Here is a 21,258-nt window from a genome sequence, read left to right on the forward strand (position 1 = left end):
TATAACAGAATAGCCAGGTATAATTGAAAACTATTAAGTCTAGTATACAGGACTTTTAACCCTTAGCTTATGTTCCATTTTTTCGAATGGTTTTATTTTTTCAGAAATTAGTAAATAAAATAATTCTGTAACACTATTGTAATTTTATTATAGTTCCTGTATTGTTGCAATAAATTATTAGAAATTTAAGTTTTCCAAATATTTCTGTATTAGTATTATTTGCCAATAGTTTAAAACAGGTTTATGGGGAAAAAACATTAATAGAAGTCTCAATTGTGGAGGTGACTTATGGAGAGTCAGCGTGTAGAAAATATGTATACGATTCTTGATGAGATGAGCAAAAATGAAAATAAAACGATTGTGGCAAAACTTGATGTGGATAGGTGTAAGAGAGTCATTCAAAGGTTGGATTCTTTCTCTTCTGATTGTGAGGAATGTGAAGAACATTTTGTTGACCTTGAAAGTCATTTAATGGAACTTCATGAAAAGGTTGATCATCTTGATGAGGATGACCTTAAGAAGCATGGTCAAAAATTGGAAAATATTAGCTCTCACTTAAAAAATCAACATAAGCTGGTAACGAGTGGGTATTATATGAGTATTTTTATTTCCATTGGTACTAGTTTAGGGTTAGTATTCGGACTAGTGCTATTTGATAATCTTGCATTAGGTTTACCTATTGGAATGAGTGTTGGATTAGCTATAGGCGTTATGTTAGATGAGAATGCTAAGAAGAAAGGGATGACGTTGTAATTTATTTGCAGCTATTAATAGTGAGTTGCTAGGTTCCCTATCGCTCCAGAAATACACTTCGCTTTCCGTGGGCGGCTGGTGAGCCTCCTCGGACAAGCCCTGTGGGGTCTCACCTATGCCTCTGCTCCCACAGGAGTCTACGTGTATTTCTTACGCTAGTTTTCTAGCGAAAATAATATATGCTTTTTTCCTTTGTTTTATACCAATAGCGCTAATAAAATACATATTTGTGACAATTTATCATATAAAAAAACCCGTCCGAAAATGAGTTTTTAATTGGAAGCATTCACTACTTCTTTGATTTCATTTGATTCTTCAAAGTTTAATATTTGTTCTAAATCGACTAATAGAAGTAATTCCTCTTTTAATTTGGCAACGCCACCTAAGAAGGTATCTTTTACCCCACCAATAATATTCGGTGGCTGTTCGATTGAGCTATGATCGATGTCTAATACATCCGTTGCTGCATCTACTATTAGGCCCACTTGAACATCCTGGGCTTGAACAATTAAAATTCGCGTTTGTTCAGTGAGTTCGGTACTTTCTAGTTGAAGTCTTTCTTTCAAATCAATGACTGGAATGGTCTCGCCACGCAAGTTAATAATTCCTTTGATAAAGTCTGATGTCCTTGGAACACTAGTAATTTCCTGATACTTTTCAATGGAAAGCACCTGTTGTACGTCCACTCCAAAATGCTGCTCTCTAAGCTTAAATACGATTATTTTTATGTATTCTTCCATCATGACACCTCCAGTGGAACAAGTATATGTCCCGTATTCGACAGATTTCTACCCACATTGTACCACTAAATCATACTTGTTTACTAGAAAATTATGATACTAAGTATGGTTGAAAGGCCTTGTCTAATAGTTCTTTCCTCTTTGTAAATTGAGGAATGGTGTTAAACTGTAAGACTTCTTGGATTTTCACATAATTCTCATCCTCATAACATGAAACAATTAGTTCTAATGATTCTTTTATTTTAGATGTTAGTTCATGAATTTCTGTTGAAGTAACCTCACTTGGAATCACCTGCAAGGATTTCTCAATCGTGATAAATGCTTGTACAATGTCCCCAAATAATTGGATCGTTGCCTCGCCCTTACCTTCTTTCAATAAAAATTGAATATGTTCTAGACCTTCCTGTACCGTATCTTGTAGATTCTTTGATTGGTGCATCATATCGATGTATTTTTCCATTGTGAACGCTCCTCATTTGGTAAAAAAAGATCCTAGCAGAACTAGAATCTTCTTTGGTTGTGGTAATTTTTATGATCCGGTATTAATACCCACCGAATTGTTGCATCATGTAACTCATTTGGCTATTTGCTTGTTGGATGGCTTTTTCCATGGCAGTGAATTGGCGCCAATAGCGATCCTCGATTTGTGTTAATCTGTCTTGAAAGCGACTGATTTGGTCATCCACATTTTCGATATTTCTACCAATCGTAAATTGGTTATTGGAATAAGACGACCGACCAGCTCTTTCATAGATTTTATCCATCGTTTGGTTCACAGAGTCATAGAGACGTCTAGTAATCCCTTGTTCTTCCTTCGTGTCACCATTACCACGGAATAAGTTTTCTACCGATGCTGGATCATCTTCAATTGCAGCTTTCAGTTTTGCCTCGTTTATTTCTAGCTTACCACCTGACATCCAATCTCGAGTAGTAGTAATACCGATTTTTGCCAATTGATCATATGAACCAGAAACGTTTGGATTGTCGACAGGGGCATAAAAATCAGAACGCATACTAGAAAGTGCTCCAGATAGCGTTGAATCACCTCGTAATAAACCACTACGAGCCATCTCTTCCCATTTTTCTTGTTGCTTATCCGATAACTCTTCACGTTCTTGATCCGTCAGTGGTTTATAACTACGGTGAACATCTTCGGTTAACTTGTCATTGATTGCTTCAATTAATGTATTGTAGTTTTCCACGAATTCTTTTATATTCTCAAAAACAGCTTCACTGTCGTTGTTTACAGATAGAGTTGCTGCTTCTTCATCTTCAGTAAAGGTTTTCTTTAATGAAAAAGTAACTCCAGAGATATCAAAGGTGTTGGAATGGCGCTCAGTTGTTAGTTCATTGATTGTGAATTTGGCATTTTGGCCACCGGTTTCAGTTCCATTACCAAAGCGGAACAGTGAATTCATTAAAAGGCCATCCGTTATAATTTCACGGTTATTCAGGCCTGTTACAGATTTTCCATCGAATTCATTTGCACCTTCACCATTAAAATTACCTGTTTCATTTCTGGATAGTGTCATTTGATCGGTGAATGAGTCATAGAACATCGTTAAGCCAACCTGAGATGAGTTAACCGAGCTCATGACTTGGTTAATGGAAGTGTTTCCAGATACAAGAAATGTTTCATGAGTCTCACCTTCTGATGTATGAGCACCTAACGTGAAATCTGTATAGTTTTGTTGATATGTCGCTTTAATTTCTACGTCTGAATCATCTGGTATAATATCTTTTAATTTATCTTGATTAAAATTAATTAATCCTGTTTCTTTATTTATGGTACCAATTGAGGAACCTGATGTATCTACTAAGTGAAATTCATTATCCGCTTCTTCTTTAATAGTAAACGTATTACCCTCACCAATTTGTAGTGTAAAAGCTTCATCTGCAATCGACTGTTTAGACAATCTCCATCTTTCTATTGGTTCACTGATTGTTGTCGTGTCAGTTTTACTATCAACAATATACTCGGCCCTTACTTTAGAGTTTTCTTTCAAAACCCCATCTGCAAATGTTAATTCACCAGGAGTCTCTCCATCGGCAGGTGTATACAGTACTTCATTTTTAGCTAATTCGCTCACTTCTTTGTCACGAACTACTTTATAGCCTTTACCATCTACTCGAATACTCATGGAACTATCCGGCACAGTTTCTATATCAAATTCGATTGTAGATAGTACTTTTTTATTTTCATCGACAGTTGAAGTAAAATCTTTTCGCTCAATAATTCCTTGTTTCCAAACCTCTCTGCTATTCTCCCAGTTTTCAGGTTTGACAGCAAACTTATCTCGTTGACTAAATAACCCTTTGGTCAAATCCACTTTTTCACTGTTTGGAGAGGAGATGCTTCCCACATTTCTTAAGGTAGCTGCTGTTGCTATTTGAGATACGCTTGAAATATTGTAACTAGATAGTGAGGCTGCACTACTAGCCGTTGCCGTTACCTTTGATTCATCGGATGTCGAGACAGTTCTTGAACGGTAAGAAGTTGTCATATTCATCTGCGTTAATTCCGAACGAAAATCTAGCAATAATGTATTGATAGAACGGTAATCTTCCTGTTTCCATTCTAATATTTGTTTTTCTTGTTCCATCTTATCCAACGGCATCCGTTCAACTTTCATCATATCTTTAACGATAGAATCAATATCCATCCCACTCGCTAAACCACCGACTCTAATACCAGCCATTTCTTCACGTCCTTTTATGATTACAATGTATAGTTAACTAGTTATATTTTATATTTAATCACGATTGTATTCTATATATTATATCGGATAAGATGGGGGAATGTTTAAGGGGGGATTGGTTGAATTACTAAATTTTAATGGTAACTAGTATGTTAGAGGATAAAATTCTATTTCTAAATAGAGAAACGTTCAAATATGGTAAATCAAAATAATTACTTTAGCACATTAACGTTTTATTGTGGTGGGGGTCTGACACATTGGTCCCTATTTATTCTTGTATTAAGTGCGTTGATTTCATAATCTAGCAAATCATGTTCAGCGGCATATAGCAATTCTTTTCATTTGATGGAGCTTTTCATCTATTTAATCTAGGATACGATCCTGTTCTTTCGTCCATTCTAATTGTTGTTCAAGAAACTCTTTTACTTCTCTTTATTCTTTATCCATATTGTACCTTTCATTTTGGGACGCAAAATCAGATTAATCTAATTATCAAGAGTAGGATAATTTGTCCAGCATTAATTTAAATAAAAGAATAATAGTCGGAACTTTACAAGGTTTCTACTGTTTTATTAATAAATTTACAAGTGACCAAATAAATTTAACTAATTATCTTTATAATCTTCTAAAACTTTACCTAAAAAGTTTAAGGAACCTTTTATTATTATATCTCGGACTATCTCTTTTGTTATCGACACAGTATAAATACTAAAGTTCTCTTCTCCCATTGTATATATTGAAAGGAAGGAAGTTTTCTCTTTGGGAATTAAGCCAATTTGGTCATTTCCTTCTTTTTCTGGAAAAGTAAAAAACCAATATATCCCTTCATGTGCAACCATGTTCCTTACAGTATTGAACATATCAGCTACTGTATTTATAGTTGTTTTTTCAAAAGGTTTATCACATCTTGATATACTTCTTATCAGTAATTTTTGATCCGCCTCATTAATGTAATCTTTAAAAAAGTTTCTTACTATTTCAGATTTTTTTAATTTAGAATAAGGTGTTTCAGCCTTAAAAATTGCTTCAATAGTTACAATCCAAAAAAAGACTTGAAGACTATCCTTTACTGAGCCTGTTTTTAGATAAGCCATCTCATCCGATAAAGAGATATGTCTGTATATTTGGTGTAATACTCGTTTAGGAGTTGGATTGGGATGTTCTTCACATATTTTTATAAATTCCTCAGCTTCTTCGTTGGATTTAAAATATGGCGCTAAAAATAAAATCAATTCCTCAATCAAAGCCTCTGTAACTCTTTTTTGATCATCTTCAAAAGATTTAGCAATTATTTCATCCACTTTGCTCTCTCCTTTTTTATATTTTCTCTCAAATGGTTACTATCTGGTAATTAGTTAAATTCATTGGACACTTAAAATGTAACATAAATAATTGTCTTTATAAATGTCCAAATACATTCACTAGAATCAATTGGAGTTACAAGGTTTATACACTTTGGCTTGTAATCATAATACAAAAACAAATCAGTAAAAAATAGACCCTAGTAAAACTAGAGCCTCGATATATCTGAAATTAACGAAGAAGTTGTAGAACTACTTGTGGTAATTGGTTGGCTTGAGCCAACATAGTTTGTGGCGCTTGAGAAAGAATTGAATTCTTCGTTTGTTCCATCATTTCTTTCGCCATCGTGCGAACATTTGCTTTCACAAATGACTAGACTATATCTTCACCCTCTATCAATCTAGTAGGGGTCGGCACTTCGGATTCAAAATGCTGATGAACATTGTTTCACCGACGGATTTCATCATCTTAAGCTAAACTTTTAGATGGTTTATCCTATTCGTTGAACCTTCTCCACTCTTTCGAGACAGGAAATTGGCTGCTGATTGCCCATATCTTTTCTTTTTTCAAACCATCACGCTTGTTGTTTCCAGCTACGTTGTGGTAAGAAAAGTTATCAGGGATTACCAGCAATTCACCCGATAATGTAGCAGCAGTAACTGTAACGTCACTTCCGCTTTTCTCCATCAGTCTTCAAGTTAGCAATATCACTTGCAATCTGATCAGTTGATTTTCCATTTATATCAATTACATGATCTGTCTCTAATTGTTGAGTAGCATCAGCTGAATCTGCATAAGATTTTGCACTACTATCCCAAAAAGCAAAAGCAGTGGGGACAGGCACCTTTTTCTAGGTAGTTATTATACGAATGCTGTGGCCATACTACTTCCACATGACCCAAACTCTCTCCTAATCAAAACACAAAGTGAATCACCCATCTATTCTATCAACAACACTAAATAAATACGTAGGGGTATGGTTGAATACTTTAACAGACTGATAATTATACAATTGTAGGAATTCATTAAGTTTTTGATATTCTTCTTTATTCTCTGCTTCTATATAAACTAAAGGCTTACTAGTATTTATTATCTGCCGAGCACCTTTTAATACTTCTAAACCCATACCTTCAACGTCAATTTTTAATAAATGAATATGCTTTTCTTTGTTAAAAAGGATATCATCTAATGATACAACTTTAATATTTCCGAAATCGCTCAATTCTACTTTACTCATTCCCAAGTTTGTTTGTTCCTTTTGGATAACATTTCCTCTTCCACTATTTTCAGCAACTCCTTGTTTAAAAGCTGTAACTTTTGTATTAACATCATTAAGTTCTAAATTTTTCTGTAATATCTTATAAACCGATTCCTGAGGTTCGAAAGCATACACATGTTTAGCCTTACATACTTTAGAAAAAAATATAGTATGGTTGCCAATGTTAGCTCCTACATCTGCCCCTACTTTTCCTTTTAATCCTCTTTTGTTAATATCCATAAGCATATCTTCTTCGTAAAAATTTTTATTTTGTCTTATTAACTGTTGTATATGATCATCTGGAAATGGTAAATAAAAATTCACTTCATTATCTCTATAATCAAACCTGTATACAGAACTTGACTTCTTGATTTTTAGATAGAGATTTAATTAATTTCTTCGTACTATTGATTTGTTTTTTTAGTGGATAGTTCTCAAAAATAAACTTACGATATTCCTTTGAATTATATACATCTTTTAGTATCATACTTATTGCATTATCAATTGTATTAAATAAGTACTTTTCTGACCAAACTTCTTTTGCGTAGGGAAAATTATGAATTATTGGTTTTATTCCACTAGCCATAGCTTCAGCAATAAAATACCCAAAACTTTCATGAATAGTAGGGGCCAAAATATAGTCTTTATCCTCTAGCCATTGATTAACATTGGACTGCCAACCATCAAAAACAACATTATTTTGTAAATTTAATTCACTAACTTGATAATCCCAATATTCCTTTATCAATTGATCAGTAAAAACACCCGCAATGTGCAATTTATACTTTGGATTAACATCAACCAGTTTTCTTAAAATTTGCAACATGAAGAAAGGATTTTTCCTATAATTCATATCACCTATAAAAGCTAGGTTATACCCAGATTTCCTTTCTTTAAATTGATATTTTGAAAGTTTCACACCGTTCTCAATAGTTTCTATTGATACCTTTTTCCTTATATCAGGTACCTTTTTTTCTATATAGTCTATCAAATGATTTGTAACAACAATCAGTTTATCAACATTATCCCAATGCACATTTTTTGAATTATCTGTAAATACTTCATATCTGTGAAGTCTACATATAAGTTTCCTTTCTTTTGCTAAACTATGTCTGCTACCATATGCAATAAGGTGATCACACCATTCAAACCAGCAAATATCTGCCCATTTCATTCCTTCATCTATTTGAGATAGGTTAGTAACTATTATTTTCCTTACAACATATTCTTTAGATAATTCATGAATAATATCATGTAAGAACTTATCCCCATTTTTTATAGAGAAAAACGCTAGTTTCTTAGGCTTAGGATACGTATCTACTTTTTCTGGAACTATTGAATCAAATACTCCACTTAATCTATGAGTAAGATTTCTTCTTTCAAAGTTAATAATTTTTTGACCTGCTTCAAATTTGGTAGTTTCACCATTTAGCCACTTCTTATATTCTTTTAATATACTTTCTTCTATTCCATTTATGTCTTCGAAATCACAGTTATTTCCACGTTCTGTATCTTTAATTAGATGCTCTACTACACCATCCTTTGGAGATAGAGAGATTATAGGTTTATTAAGTCTAAGGTATTCAAATAATTTACCTGGATACATAGCTTTATTCTTTTTTCCAGGTCCGACTACTAGTAATAAAGCGTCAAATTTTTGAGCTTTTTCCAAGCTTTCCTTGTGATTTAAATAACCACCAAAATATATTACACTATCTATATTTTTTTCTTTTATAAGTTTGTCCCATAAATCCTTATTCTCAGTCCATCCAAGATCTAATTTTATTTTATCCTTATTAATTCTCCCTTTGCTAATTAAATTATGAACTGCTTTTATAATTGTCTCTGGAGTTCTAATGGAATAAAAAAGGCCATTATGGAAAATAGAGAAGTAATCATTGCTTTTTACAACTCTAGTATCCAAGTTCTTAAAATCCATTTCATCATATCCATTTGTCAAAGTTTCTAACTTTCCCTTTTCCACATTAAATATTTTTTCGCAGTTTTTTGTAGACATTGGGGTAACATTTATAACCTTATCTGCAAAATGAACTATTTCTTTTTCAAGTTCAAAACTTAACTTATGATAAATATTGTTTTCATCGTAATTAAAATAAGGATTATTTGACCATTCATCCCGAAAATCTGCGACCCAAGGCTTTAAGTATTGCTGTTTTAGGTAGTAACCAATAATATGGTCTGAATACGGGCCTGAAGTACTATAAATTAAATCGATATCATCCATATCTATTAAATCAGATACCTTTCTAATCGTTTCATAAGCAAATAAAATCTGATTATCTGGAACTAGAGTTAACTGTTGTGTTTTATTAACATGGTTAACAAATTGTTCAATAACATTGTTGTCCTTAATAATTTTTTGATAAATCTTTACAATTTCATTTAAATTCTCTGTAGTTATTTTCTTTGGTTCTGAAATTCTAACAATTTCAATATCCTTTGGTAGTTCTTCTTCTAGAGTATTGTCTATTAAATCACCCTGATATTCTAAAGAGTCTACTGTAACCACAATTGGTTCCCAACCAAATTCTCTTAAATACTTCACAAATTTCAGTGTGCGTTGCACTCCTGACCCCCCCAATGGTGGGAAGAAGTAAGCAAGTACTAACACTTTTTTTTGAGTCTTACTAAAATTCTTTGTTGCCTCTATATAGTTATCTTTCAATTTACTTATTTTATCTTTAACTTCTTCACGTAATTCGTTTTCAGTAGTTAGCCGCACTACATTATTATATAATTCAACTGCCAAATCTATTTCATTATTTTGTTCATAAATAAAAGCTAAATTATATAGACAATCAACATGTTCAGGGCTAACTTCTAATCCTTTTTTTAATGTTTGCTTAGCTTCTTCATACATTTCTTGTTGCATTAGAATAACTGCTTTAATAGAGTATAATTCTACATCCTCAGTTTCCTCTAGCAATGAATCTTCAGCTAATTCCAAAGCTTTACTATAAGAATTCTGGGCAAGTAGTTTAATTATCTTTTCTTTAACATCTTCTGTTTTGGTAATTTCAACACTATTTACATTAAAAGAATTATCCACATCATGTAATATATTTTTTATTTCCTTTTTAATTTTGATTTTAGACTCTTTGCTTAGATACCTGATCTTGGTATATAGAAAATCTACCACTTCGTCTAACTTTAAAACACTTGCTTGTTTCAAAATCGATATAAATAATTCCTCTTCTAGTGCCGATAATCTTTTGTTTTTCTTATTAAACACCATATTTAATAAATTTACTATTGGACTGTCAAATTTTATAGTTTCAAGGACCCTTTGATATTTATCAATATTCATTTCCATTGATAAAAGAATAAAGTCAATTACATTAAATATCCCTTTAGATAATACTGATACAATTTCATTAGATGACTTCTTTTCTAATATTTCAACAATATCATCATTTAATCTATCTAATTGAAGATTTTTAATATACAATGCTTCTTTTTCCACAGAGGAAAATTCCGATTCTTCTAGTAATGATCTTGTTAACTTCTGAACATTTATATTAGGAACATCTAGTAGGATTTTAATAACTCTCTGTGGAGTAATACTTTTTTTATTTAATAGATTATTATTAAGAAAGTCCGTTAGTTCTTCTAATGTTGAATGTTCTGCTAACAAATTTATAAGTCTCATCCACACATAATCATCAGCATCGTTAATAGATAAAGCTTTTGAATAATGTTGAACTGCAACTTGTAACTGGCCTTCAGTCTCATAAATCTCTCCTAGGAATCTGCGAGGTAAAAACTCTAAAAAGTCTTCACTTGAATCTGCTTTATATTCGTCTTTCCTCCTAAGAATTTCCTGGAATATACCTTTTGATTTTATGAAGTCTCTTTTTTTAAAATAGATAATGCCTTTGTAAAACTTAAAATCCACCAAATAGTAATAAATATTTTCACAAGTTTCAATAATATCTAATGCATCATTATCTCTTTTAGTTCTATGAAGGGAATCAACAAGCTTTAGTAATAATTTCTTTACCCAATCTAAACTGAAATCGCTTTTTAACTTAAAACCTTTTTGATAATATTTAATCGCCTTATCTAGTTCCTCTGATTGATGATATTCATTTCCAATAAAATAGTAATCTATTGGCTCTTTTTCTTTTTTGTTTATTAATATTGTTAAATTCCTTTTTTGCTTTTCTTTTTCTTCTACAACACTCTTCATATAGCCTGAATGGAAAATTTGGAATTCAGAAACCCCCCTATTTTCCATTGAATCTTTATGCTCTAACAACTCATGAATACTTCTATAATAGCTTATTTTCCCATCATTTCTATAGATTCTTTCATGGAAATTTAAAGATGTATTCTTTCCATTAATTCCAACAAAATTGACTATTTGAACTGCTAAAATATTATAAACAGGTGGTTTTTCCATTAAATCTTTTTTGAGTTCAGAAAAACTATCACGATCAACAAATTCATCTGCATCAATTGCAAAAATCCATTCACCATTAGCTTTGGATGCAGCAAAATTGCGAGCTTTCGAAAAATCATCTTCCCATATATAGTCAAAGACCTTTTCCGTATATTCAAGTGCTATACCTTTAGTTTTATCAACTGAACCAGTATCAACAATAATTATTTCATCCGCTATTCCTATTACTGATTCAAGACATCTTTTTAGTACTTTTTCTTCATCCTTTACTATCATACACACTGATAAAAAAACGCTCATTCGCTGACACTCCTTAGTAGTATTTCTATTTAAAAAAAGATCGTATAACACATATTATACGACCCTTTTTTAAATACCTATCCCCAGCTAGTAGGGATAGGTATTCTCTTATCGTAGTAACTGTAAAACACCCTGTGGTTGCTGATTTGCCTGAGCTAGCATTGCCTGTGAAGCTTGAGCAAGAATAGAATTCTTTGTTTGTTCCATCATCTCTTTAGCCATATCAACATCTCTAATACGAGATTCGGCAGCAGTTAGGTTTTCAGATGCGTTATCTAGATTTGAAATCGTATGTTCTAAACGATTTTGCATCGCACCTAAGTAAGAACGCCCAGAAGATACATCGCCAATTAATCCATCAATACTATCAATTGCAGCTGCTGCACTAGCTTGACCACTGATATCTGCAGCGCTTGCAGTCGATACTATAGAATTTAAATTCACACCGGATGTTGTTAAATCCAGGCTTATAATATCATCTTTATTCGCACCGACTTGTAATTGTAATACACCTGAAGAGTTAACATTCGACCCTGCTCCTTCGAATAATTCTTGGGTATTGAATGTAGACTTTTCTTTAATCCTCCCAAGTTCCTCAGCTAATTCTCCAAATTCATCATTTAGTGCTGTTCTATCTTCTTCAACGTTAGTATCGTTAGAAGATTGAACTGCTAATTCTCTCATACGTTGTAAAATAGAATGAACTTCATTAAGCCCACCTTCTGCAGTTTGGATTAGAGAAATCAATTTTGTTATCGCAGCAGTTTTTTATCTGCTACTTCTTTATGTTTCCATAAAGTTCAGATCATATCTTCATCCCGTTAGGATGCCCCGCGCTCGTGGGTGGGTTATTGGTATGATTCCTCACCACCTGATCGTTACACCTTCCTAATTACATCAAACCACCAATTCATTAGGCTTGGCTCGGTATTGCCCACCATCCACATAATGCTGGTTTGGGGTTCCACCGAATTCACGGGGTTTTCATCTAAACATTACTGCTTAGAGCGGCATTTCCAGTCTACCGTCTTGAGCGTTTTTAGACGCCATATCTAATCCACGAATTTGTCCACGCATTTTTTCAGAAATCGCTAGACCAGCCGCATCATCTCCTGCACGGTTAATACGAAGACCTGATGATAATTTCTCCATCGAACTTTGTTGTGCATTATTTGCATTACCTAACTGACGATATGTGTTAAGTGCTGCAATGTTGTGATTAATTCTCATAATTTCCTTACCTCCATGTAAGTGTATTTTTACGAGTCACATCCTTGTGTCTCGTTTTATAACAACTCTTATTGAGTTATTATCCAATTAAGTATTTTCTTATGTTATGGCCAATAACATGTCATCATGATGATGTACATTACTTATATCGGCACAGTTCGATAAGGTTTTAGCTTTTTCTTTAAAATTTTTCAAAATAAAAATCCGCCCCCTATAAAAGAGAACGGAAAACTAGTAATCTACTTACCTTCACGTAGTATATTTCCTGCCAATGCGTACAACACAACTGTACTGACAAAGTGTGCTGAGTTATCATTGGCATCTTGTTGTGGATAGACTTCGACATAATCCATTCCTTGAATCCCCTTCTTAGCAAATGCATGTACTAGCTCCACCAATTCAAAGGAAGTTAACCCATTTCCATCCACAGGGCCACCGGGATTAAACGCAAAATCGAGCACATCACTGCATATACTCAAATAAACTGCTTCCGTACCTTCACTCGCAATTTCATATGCCTTCTTAGCCATTGCCTCCAAATCGCCAGCTAATCGTATATCACGGGAAGTAATCGTCGTTGCGCCGACTTTTTCTGCATACTGTCCTGTCTCTGGTTTATTTCTTGGCCCATGGATGCCCATATGTACAATACTTTCATTTCGAACACTATCACTCTCGTATATTCTATGAAACGGCGTATTCCTAGCATACAGCTCCCCTTCATAATCTGGATGATTATCATAATGAGCATCTAAGTGAATGATTCCTACTTTTCCATCTACTTCTTCACTTAATGCCTTCACAATTGGATACGTAATTCCATGATCTCCACCGAAGGCTACCGGGAACTTTCCTGTTTTCCAAACGTTTGAAGCAAATGTTTCAATTCGCAGCATCGTTTCATCTGTATCATGTGGCACCACGTCGATATCCCCTAAATCACCAACCGTATAATGCTCTAACACATCAATATGATTTAGCTCTGGCAAATAACCAGAATACCTGGCAGAATTTAAGCGAATTGCCTTTGGTCCAAGTTCACAGCCTGTATAATCTCCCCAAGTAACCGCACCTTCCCAAGGTACCCCGTAAACCAATACATCACTATCTTCTATATTCTGTAAATCTATCTTTTTCCCACCTAAGAAACAAGGCGTATTTCCATATATTTTTTCCAAAACACTCACTCTCCTTACAAAAAGGACCACCGCCCAAACGAACGGCAGCCCACTATGAATCTACTATTTAATCCCACTTACTTTGTCGTACTCTTCCAGCATGTCTTCCGATGGACCTTTTCCGACTAAACTAAAGACAATAATCGCCACACTGGATAAAATAAATCCGGGAACCATTTCATATAATGCAGACCCTGTTAATGGCCATAAGAAGACGGTAATTCCACCAACAAGAATCCCAGCAATTGCTCCATTTCGGCTCATCTTGCGCCAGAATAACGAGAACAGGATGGCTGGACCGAATGTTGCACCGAACCCTGCCCATGCATAGGATACGAGATCCAATACAGAACTTGTTTCATTCCAGGCTAAGAATAGAGCAATAATCGCAATCAATAGTACCGATGCACGTCCGAACCATACAAGTTCCTTTTGACTTGCTTCTTTTCGGAAATAACGACGGTAAAAGTCTTCCGTCAATGCACTGGATGATACCAGTAACTGTGAATCAACCGTACTCATTATTGCTGCTAGAACGGCAGCTAATAAGAAGCCTGCAACCCATGGATCATACATGAATTGAACAAGCTGAATGAAAACCTGCTCAGAATCGGCTAATGGTTGATCAAAGGTTAAAATCCCTAACATCCCAACTATTAATGCACCATATAATGGAATAACTAGTCCAAGTGATACACTAATTAAACGCGCTTTTCGTACTTCTTTATGGGAACGAATCGCCATGAAACGTGCCAGAATATGAGGCTGACCAAAGTAACCAAGCCCCCATGCTAATGCCGAAATAATTCCAACAGCACCGATTGCACCAGCTGATTCCCAAAGAATCCCACCTGGCTGATCATAGGAAGTTCCAGCAAATGCATCAACTAAACTTGAGTTAATGGAACCAAGTCTATTAAACAGTTCCCCGAATCCACCAATTTTAAACAATCCATAAATCGAAGTGAATAATAAGGCAGCAGACATCAATGCACCTTGGATAAAGTCTGTGTAACTAACAGCCAAGAAACCACCCAAGAATGTATAGGCAACAATGATTAATGCACCGATTACCAATGCCATATGATAATCAATTTCAAATGTACCTTGGAAAAGCTTTGCCCCAGCAACAAGACCGGAAGCCGTATAAAATAGGAAAAATGCTAAAATAAAGCCCGCAGAAATAACCCTTAATAAATGGGAATTATCACGAAAACGATTTTCAAAAAACTGTGGCAATGTAATCGAATCACCCGTATATTCGGTGTAAATTCTCAAACGCTTCGCAACAAATTGCCAGTTAATCATCGCACCAATCGCCAAACCAACAGCAATCCATAAACTCCACGTACCAAGACCAGCGGCATATGCTGCACCAGGCAAGCCAATTAACAACCAACCACTAAAGTCACTGGCAGATGCTGAGAAAGCTGTGACCCAACTATTTAATTTTCTCCCACCAAGAACGTAATCCGACAATGTATTCGTCATCCGATACGTAATAATCCCGATCGTGATCATCATTGCTAAATACAAAATAAATGTGACCAGTGTTGCATTCATTCGTCATCACTCCTCCTCTCCGTGTAGAAGGTAATGACTGCCCAAACCACCAACAGCGGCATAGGGACATAGAACCAAAATGCCGTCCAAAACGATAACTCACCCATCGAAGCTCCCCTTTCCAATTTAACTCCCCGTGACGGGATGGACAGGAATAACCTGTCTTATAAGTAAGACTTATGATAGGGGATGGGAGAATATGAGTGGAGGGTGGAAAAAGAGACCTCTATGTGAGAGGTCTCTACTATGTTTTATTTAGTTTTCCTTAAAAAGTTCTTCAATATCGACAGCAAATCCTTCAAGAACGATTGATTTTGCTATCCCATTATTTTTAACGACATCGATTAGATGGTAAGTTCCTATATTATTCATGTTATAGATTTGAACGGTATTTAATAGGGGATTAATGATCCAATATTCCTCAACATTATATTCCATGTATAGATTGAGCTTGGTAACCAAATCATGTGAAGGTGGAACGTGATCTTAGGTTAGAGGAGTTTTGCATGAAGTTTTAAGTAAAGTCGTTCGAGCCAGGTGGTTTTGCGCTCGGCAACTAACTCGCTCACACCATGTGCTCCCACGCTCGACAATGATAAGAATTCGCTCCACACTGCAACAAACTTGCTCGCACTAGGTACTTCCACGCTCGTCAATGAAGAGAATTCGCTCCACACAAGCATCAAACTCGATCACACCGGTTTATTTTACGCTCGGTAAATGAGAAATGTTCCCAAAGTTTCTGGGATTCTCCACGAAGTTTTTACTAAATGTCACCAAACATGCTTGCTCAAATGATGCTCTATAATATAAAATATAGTTTCTAGAATCCTTGAATAATTTAGCGTACCTAAGTTATAATAGTAATATAAAATAAAAATACCGAGTGGCTCGAACCACCCGGTAGTAGCAATTATTAACCGCATAAGAGCGGTTGACTAGGTATTATTGTATTTTCATGAAGTAACCGTTAAACCTTGTCAGTTTGGGCGGTTACTTTTTGTTTATCCAGACGACAAGCGTTACAATCAGTGTCAAAGTTGTTATTAAAGTGAAGGTAATCTGAGTAACTAGACTAAATGCTTCATATGTCGTCATGATAACCACCTCCCTTCAGAAAGGGGATGGTCAACCGCCCAAATGCTTCAATAATTGCTAATATTATTATAACATTCCTACTACTTAAATAACAGCATTTTAACGAACGTACATTCTGTATTTTCTAATCAAAATAACTTCATTTGTTTTACCTTCTCACTTGTATTTTCTTCAGTTTCTATCACATAACCTAAGGAATTATATCCTTTCATTCTTTTTTTAAACATCCTATTTAATACTTCTACATGATTATCCACGTAATCATACACCCTAACTATCTCTTTATTCTCTCGTACTCTGTGCAATCTACCAACATATTGTTGTAAGGTACCTTTCCATGAAATTGGTAAAACTAGAAACATAGTATCTAACCTATCAAAATCAAACCCTTCTCCAATATATTTTCCAGTTGAAATTACGAGTAGTTCTTGGTTATCTGGTATTTCCTTTAACATTTTTAATTTTTGTTTCTCGTCCTTTTTACTCAATCCACCAGTTATTACTACAAGATTCTTAACAAAGTTTTGGAACATGGATTCTAATATTTTCACATGTTCGATTCTTTCTGTGAGGATTATTGGACAAGAACCTTTTTCTAATTCCTCAAGAACATCATTAAATATCATTTCATTCCTGGCTTTGTTAGTCGCAAGTTCATTGTACATACTTTGAATATCTAGATCTTCTTCGCTACTTTTATAAGAACTGTTTCTAGGGATTAATACTTGTTTAAACGGTAATGTTTTCGATTGTTGTTTTGCGCTTACTTTATACCGAATAAGTCCGCATTGCATTTGCATAATTGGATGTAGTCCATCTTTTCTAGTAGGAGTAGCCGTTAAGCCATGCACATACTCTGCTTTAACCTTCTTTAAAACATTTTCAAAGCTAAATGCAGAGATATGGTGGCACTCATCTACTATAATTTGCCCATATTGGTTAACTACATCTTTTACTTTTCCCTTATAATTCAAACTCTGAACCATTGCAATATCAATAAACCCTTTAGCAGTATTCTTCCCACCACCAATTTGTCCAATCATACTATCATCAATATTCAAAAAAGCAGTTAATCGTTCTTTCCACTGCTCCATTAACTGTTTTCGATGTACAATTATTAGCGTATTAACCTTTCTCCTCGAAATCATTGCTGCAGCAACAACCGTTTTTCCAAATCCCGTAGTTGCAGATAGAATACCATTTTTTCGTTCAAGTAGAGCATTAACTGCCTTCTCTTGTTCTAGTCTTAAATCTCCACGAAAATCCACATTTATTTGTTTACCTTTATTTTCTTGATAATTTAGCTGTACCTTTACCTTTTTATCTTTTAATAGGTTTAATATTTCCTCTTTACGTCCCCTTGGTAAAATTAAATACTCTCCTTCATCCTCAAAACATTCAATAACCCTTGGAATATTCTTTGTAGAAAAACGTTGGGCTTTTGCTTTATAGTACGCTGGGTTATTTAGTGATGCTAGTTTTGTTAATTCCTGCTGCAGTTTTGATGTAATCTGATCCTTAGGAATATAGATTCCATTTTTCTCTATAATCTCAAGCTTGTCAGGTAGGTCCACATTAGTTATCTTAGTGGTTTTCTCAGAAGTTGATGAGTCAATCAAGGATAAAATCTTTTCATATTCCATTCTCTTAATTTTTGCCATATACTCCCACTGGTTGGGATAGATATTAAAATTCTTATCCACAAATACGCTATTCCCATCTTTTCTGGGATGGTGTTGTAATGGGAGAGCAATTAAATTTCCAATTCCTCCTTCGCTTAACTCATCTTGACTGGGGAACATTCTATCATAGGAATCAAATTTGCTTTGAAAGCTGTTTGTTTGTGCTTTTGTTAATAATAAATCCCCTAAATTGCGTGCTTCCTTAGCAAAGATTGCTTGTGTAAAGAAAATCCACACATGGCATCCATTTCCTGATCGTGATATTTCGAGATTAGCCGGTACGTCTAAATCGTTGCAGACCTTCAGGAGATTTTGTACATCCACACGCCAGTTCTTTTTGTCAAAATCTATAGCTAGAAACCAACATTTGTTGTTTTTCATTAATGGATATAACCCTATGGTCTTTTCTCCGGCTAGGTGTTCATAAATGTCTTGGTCTGTTAATGCACGATATCCATTACTCTCCCTAACAGGAACATATATATATTTATTATTTTTATTTCTTTGACGAACGGCATATACATCACTACGGCCTTTAAACAGACTTTTAAAGATCTCAATTCTATCCCTAATTGCCTGTTCACGTATTTGTTGTGGCGTTGTGTTCATACTACCAATAGGAATGTTATGTCTTTGCAATAAATCCTTTAAATAATTATTCTCTTTTATTAGCCGTTCATTTTCATATTGCAATTTTTGAAGTTGGTTAAGATTTTCCATAATAAACCCCACTTATATCATAAGTACTAAAGTTATTATACAAGTTAACCAACTATTCTTACTATCAAACTATATTTTTTATTTTATATTCAATCTATTTAGGAAGTACCTTGATTAAAATCACATATTTATCCTATAATAGTAATATACATTTAGAAAAGCGTAGTGTGCCCGATTTGCGACGTACGGACTGGACTGAGGCGTAGGAGATAAAGGAAATCATGCCCCTTCATAGGGGTATGCCGACGTTGGACGCATAGTCCGGTTTTAGTCGGCCTTCCTTCGTATCGGAGTCGATGTTGACTTATCGTACGGAGGCGAAGGAAGTCTCGCTAGTCGCAGGCGCACGTAGCTAGACATTAAAAGTACCGAGTGGTATGCACACCACCCGGTAGTAGCAATTACACGCCGTTTTAGAGCGGTTGACCAATGAAACGAAGTTAATCATGAAAGTAACCGCCCAGTCCACTGGTCAGATGGGGGCGGTTACTTTTTGTTTATATAGACGATCAAGCTTACAATGAACGTCAGTATCGCAATCAACGCTAACGTCACTTCAGCAACCAGACTCAAAGCCTCATATACCGTCAGAATTACCACCTCCCTTCTACAAGGAAGATGGCCAACCGCCCCATGCAACTGTAATTGCTTGTACATCAGTATACCACTTTACACCACATTTTAAAACATACGTTCGTATTTTTGGTTCAAATAGCCTACGGGGTGGAGGGATTTCCCGATAAAACCACAAATTTCACTGATACCCCAATCACTTCATCAACTCATCCAAGACTTTAAACACCAACTTGATCCCTTTCCTGTGATCAAAGAAATTATTCAAGCTGCCGATTATATAAGTTTCCAGTTCCGGATGATAAAACATGAAGCTGCCTACTATCCCAGCATTGCCCCACATTTCATATTTTTTAGGTAACACTAGTGATTTTGGAGTGAATTTCATGAGCCCATATCCATAATCAACACCTGGTGCAAATTTTGCCCAGTCTTGCATTTTTTCAAATGTTTCTTCATCAATGATTTCATTTTTTACAATAGCTTTCATAAACTTCAACAAATCCCTACTAGGAGCGACCACTCCACCACTAGCATAATCAATCCCTATACTCCTACAATCAATCATATTTTTCCCTTTATAATACACATTTGCTGTTGGGGCATCGTTTCCCGTAATCGGTTGGGAGTACTGGAGGAGGAATGAATGATTCATCTGGAGTGGTTGAAAAATGTACTCGCGCAACACGTTATGAAATGGTTTTCCAGTCACACGTTCAATAATTAATCCTAATAAATGGTAGCCTGTATCGGAATAATGAAATCCCTCACCAGGTGGGAAATGAGACCCCAGATGTTCTTTTGACCATTGAATAACCTCTGTTGGTTGCCAAAATCGATTCGGTTCATTCCATATTTTTTCATGCATTGGTTCCTCTGACTGTGGTTTATCCTCAAAATAATCATTGATTCCTGATGTATGGTTTAACAAATGCTTGATTAAAATTTTATCGGAGTAATCCGTTTCCTTATAGACATGCAATCCATATAGTAACTCATCTTCTAAGTACATCGCAATCGGATCATCAAAAGCTAATTTTTGCTTTTCCATCAATTTTGTAATTAGCACTGACGTAAACAATTTTCCTATGCTTGCCGTATAAAAAGCTTGATTGGAAGTTGCCTTTTTATCGCCTGTCATTCCTTCAGCCATATTTAAATGAATTCCATGCTTGTCAGAATGCACCAGTAAAAAAGCATTGTGAATCTCTTTATCTTTTTGCACCATTTTTCTAAAACGGTCTTCAATCGCCTGCAGTTTTTCATTTACCATAGTTGAATCACCTGCACTTTCTTAAAAGAGTTCACTTTCAAGTCCCCTACTTACATACCTATGTTCACGGTCCTGGCACTATTCTTTTCAATGCTTTTACGAATCCTACCAAATTTAACCTTAATTTCTCACTTTTCCTTCCTCTAAAAATAGTCTATGATGAAGAAGTGACATTTTTCGTACATATTTTCCAAAATAGTCTTTGTTGAACAGAATATATTATTCTTTCTATCAAAACACATGGAATACCGACAACAACATAAAATAAGAAAAGCGCAGAGCGCCCGCTTTGCGACGTACGGACTGCGCCAGCGCAACGCTGGTGGTTCGATGTTATCGCGCAAAACGATGGTTTTAATCGAACATTCCCCGTAGGAGATAAAGGAAACATGCCCCTTCATAGGGGTATGCCGACGTTGGACGCAAAGTCCGGTTTTAGTCGGCCTTCCTTTGTATCGGAGTCGAT

General features: G+C 34.9%; 14 protein-coding genes and 3 pseudogenes. 1 reads left to right on the plus strand and 16 read right to left on the minus strand.

What is annotated here, in order from left to right; genetic code table 11:
• The first annotated feature begins 288 nt into the window (after window positions 1-288).
• A complete protein-coding gene (locus tag BUB12_RS17975; protein WP_072888983.1) occupies window positions 289-753 on the plus strand; it encodes a glycine zipper domain-containing protein in 465 nt (154 codons plus the stop codon).
• Between the two features lie 272 nt (window positions 754-1,025).
• Here the strand turns inward: BUB12_RS17975 and BUB12_RS05745 are convergent, their stop codons facing one another.
• The 16 genes and pseudogenes from BUB12_RS05745 to BUB12_RS05810 form a co-directional block, all read right to left on the minus strand.
• Window positions 1,026-1,493 carry a chemotaxis protein CheW gene (locus BUB12_RS05745; protein ID WP_200801025.1) on the minus strand — a complete coding sequence of 156 codons (468 nt, stop codon included), beginning with the start codon at window positions 1,491-1,493 and terminating at the stop codon, window positions 1,026-1,028.
• 91 nt (window positions 1,494-1,584) lie between these two features.
• Window positions 1,585-1,953 (minus strand): DUF8042 domain-containing protein, encoded by a 369-nt coding sequence (locus tag BUB12_RS05750; RefSeq protein WP_072888986.1) that lies wholly within the window; start codon window positions 1,951-1,953, stop codon window positions 1,585-1,587.
• A gap of 82 nt (window positions 1,954-2,035) precedes the next feature.
• A complete protein-coding gene (gene fliD, locus BUB12_RS05755) occupies window positions 2,036-4,192 on the minus strand; it encodes a flagellar filament capping protein FliD (RefSeq protein WP_072888988.1) in 2,157 nt (718 codons plus the stop codon).
• Between the two features lie 605 nt (window positions 4,193-4,797).
• Window positions 4,798-5,493, minus strand: a complete 696-nt coding sequence (locus BUB12_RS05760) for a hypothetical protein (protein WP_072888989.1) — start codon at window positions 5,491-5,493, stop codon at window positions 4,798-4,800.
• Between the two features lie 232 nt (window positions 5,494-5,725).
• Window positions 5,726-5,839, minus strand: a pseudogene (locus tag BUB12_RS05765) (flagellin); the annotation flags it as partial.
• 150 nt (window positions 5,840-5,989) lie between these two features.
• The gene (locus BUB12_RS17980; RefSeq protein ID WP_234982582.1) at window positions 5,990-6,181 is read right to left on the minus strand and encodes a hypothetical protein; all 192 of its coding nucleotides are present in this window, start codon (window positions 6,179-6,181) and stop codon (window positions 5,990-5,992) included.
• Window positions 6,162-6,338, minus strand: coding sequence for a hypothetical protein (locus tag BUB12_RS17985; protein ID WP_234982584.1), 177 nt, complete (start codon window positions 6,336-6,338; stop codon window positions 6,162-6,164). The genes BUB12_RS17980 and BUB12_RS17985 overlap by 20 nt, the downstream gene beginning before the upstream one ends.
• 87 nt (window positions 6,339-6,425) lie before the next feature.
• Window positions 6,426-7,076, minus strand: coding sequence for an FkbM family methyltransferase (locus BUB12_RS05770; protein WP_072888993.1), 651 nt, complete (start codon window positions 7,074-7,076; stop codon window positions 6,426-6,428).
• Between the two features lie 16 nt (window positions 7,077-7,092).
• A complete protein-coding gene (locus BUB12_RS05775) occupies window positions 7,093-11,475 on the minus strand; it encodes a glycosyltransferase (RefSeq protein WP_072888995.1) in 4,383 nt (1,460 codons plus the stop codon).
• Window positions 11,476-11,583: 108 nt separating this feature from the next.
• A pseudogene (locus BUB12_RS05780) lies at window positions 11,584-12,219 on the minus strand (flagellin); the annotation flags it as partial.
• 279 nt (window positions 12,220-12,498) lie between these two features.
• A pseudogene (locus tag BUB12_RS05785) lies at window positions 12,499-12,705 on the minus strand (flagellin N-terminal helical domain-containing protein); the annotation flags it as partial.
• 239 nt (window positions 12,706-12,944) lie between these two features.
• Entirely contained in the window at window positions 12,945-13,883 is a 939-nt protein-coding gene (locus BUB12_RS05790) for an agmatinase family protein (protein WP_200801026.1), read from the minus strand.
• Window positions 13,884-13,946: 63 nt separating this feature from the next.
• Window positions 13,947-15,446: a sodium/proline symporter PutP gene (gene putP / locus BUB12_RS05795; protein ID WP_072889002.1), complete on the minus strand. Its 1,500-nt coding sequence runs from the start codon at window positions 15,444-15,446 to the stop codon at window positions 13,947-13,949.
• Window positions 15,447-15,701: 255 nt separating this feature from the next.
• Window positions 15,702-15,884: a Uma2 family endonuclease gene (locus BUB12_RS05800; protein ID WP_072889004.1), complete on the minus strand. Its 183-nt coding sequence runs from the start codon at window positions 15,882-15,884 to the stop codon at window positions 15,702-15,704.
• A 788-nt stretch (window positions 15,885-16,672) separates the two neighbouring features.
• Window positions 16,673-18,946, minus strand: a complete 2,274-nt coding sequence (locus tag BUB12_RS05805) for a DEAD/DEAH box helicase (protein WP_072889014.1) — start codon at window positions 18,944-18,946, stop codon at window positions 16,673-16,675.
• Between the two features lie 769 nt (window positions 18,947-19,715).
• Complete coding sequence (locus BUB12_RS05810) at window positions 19,716-20,792, minus strand: serine hydrolase domain-containing protein (protein WP_072889016.1); 1,077 nt, start codon at window positions 20,790-20,792, stop codon at window positions 19,716-19,718.
• Between the last annotated feature and the right edge of the window lie 466 nt (window positions 20,793-21,258).

Source organism: Ornithinibacillus halophilus (assembly GCF_900129485.1).
In the GTDB taxonomy this organism is placed as follows: domain Bacteria; phylum Bacillota; class Bacilli; order Bacillales; family Amphibacillaceae; genus Ornithinibacillus; species Ornithinibacillus halophilus.

Excerpts from the sequence above, each read along its gene's own strand:
- BUB12_RS05800 (WP_072889004.1), bottom strand. The coding sequence starts at position 15,884 with ATGGAATATAATGTTGAGGAATATTGGATCATTAATCCCCTATTAAAT.
- fliD (WP_072888988.1), bottom strand. The coding sequence starts at position 4,192 with ATGGCTGGTATTAGAGTCGGTGGTTTAGCGAGTGGGATGGATATTGAT.
- BUB12_RS05810 (WP_072889016.1), bottom strand. The coding sequence starts at position 20,792 with ATGGTAAATGAAAAACTGCAGGCGATTGAAGACCGTTTTAGAAAAATG.
- putP (WP_072889002.1), bottom strand. The coding sequence starts at position 15,446 with ATGAATGCAACACTGGTCACATTTATTTTGTATTTAGCAATGATGATC.
- BUB12_RS05775 (WP_072888995.1), bottom strand. The coding sequence starts at position 11,475 with ATGAGCGTTTTTTTATCAGTGTGTATGATAGTAAAGGATGAAGAAAAA.
- BUB12_RS05805 (WP_072889014.1), bottom strand. The coding sequence starts at position 18,946 with ATGGAAAATCTTAACCAACTTCAAAAATTGCAATATGAAAATGAACGG.
- BUB12_RS05750 (WP_072888986.1), bottom strand. The coding sequence starts at position 1,953 with ATGGAAAAATACATCGATATGATGCACCAATCAAAGAATCTACAAGAT.
- BUB12_RS17975 (WP_072888983.1), top strand. The coding sequence starts at position 289 with ATGGAGAGTCAGCGTGTAGAAAATATGTATACGATTCTTGATGAGATG.
- BUB12_RS05745 (WP_200801025.1), bottom strand. The coding sequence starts at position 1,493 with ATGGAAGAATACATAAAAATAATCGTATTTAAGCTTAGAGAGCAGCAT.
- BUB12_RS17980 (WP_234982582.1), bottom strand. The coding sequence starts at position 6,181 with ATGGAGAAAAGCGGAAGTGACGTTACAGTTACTGCTGCTACATTATCG.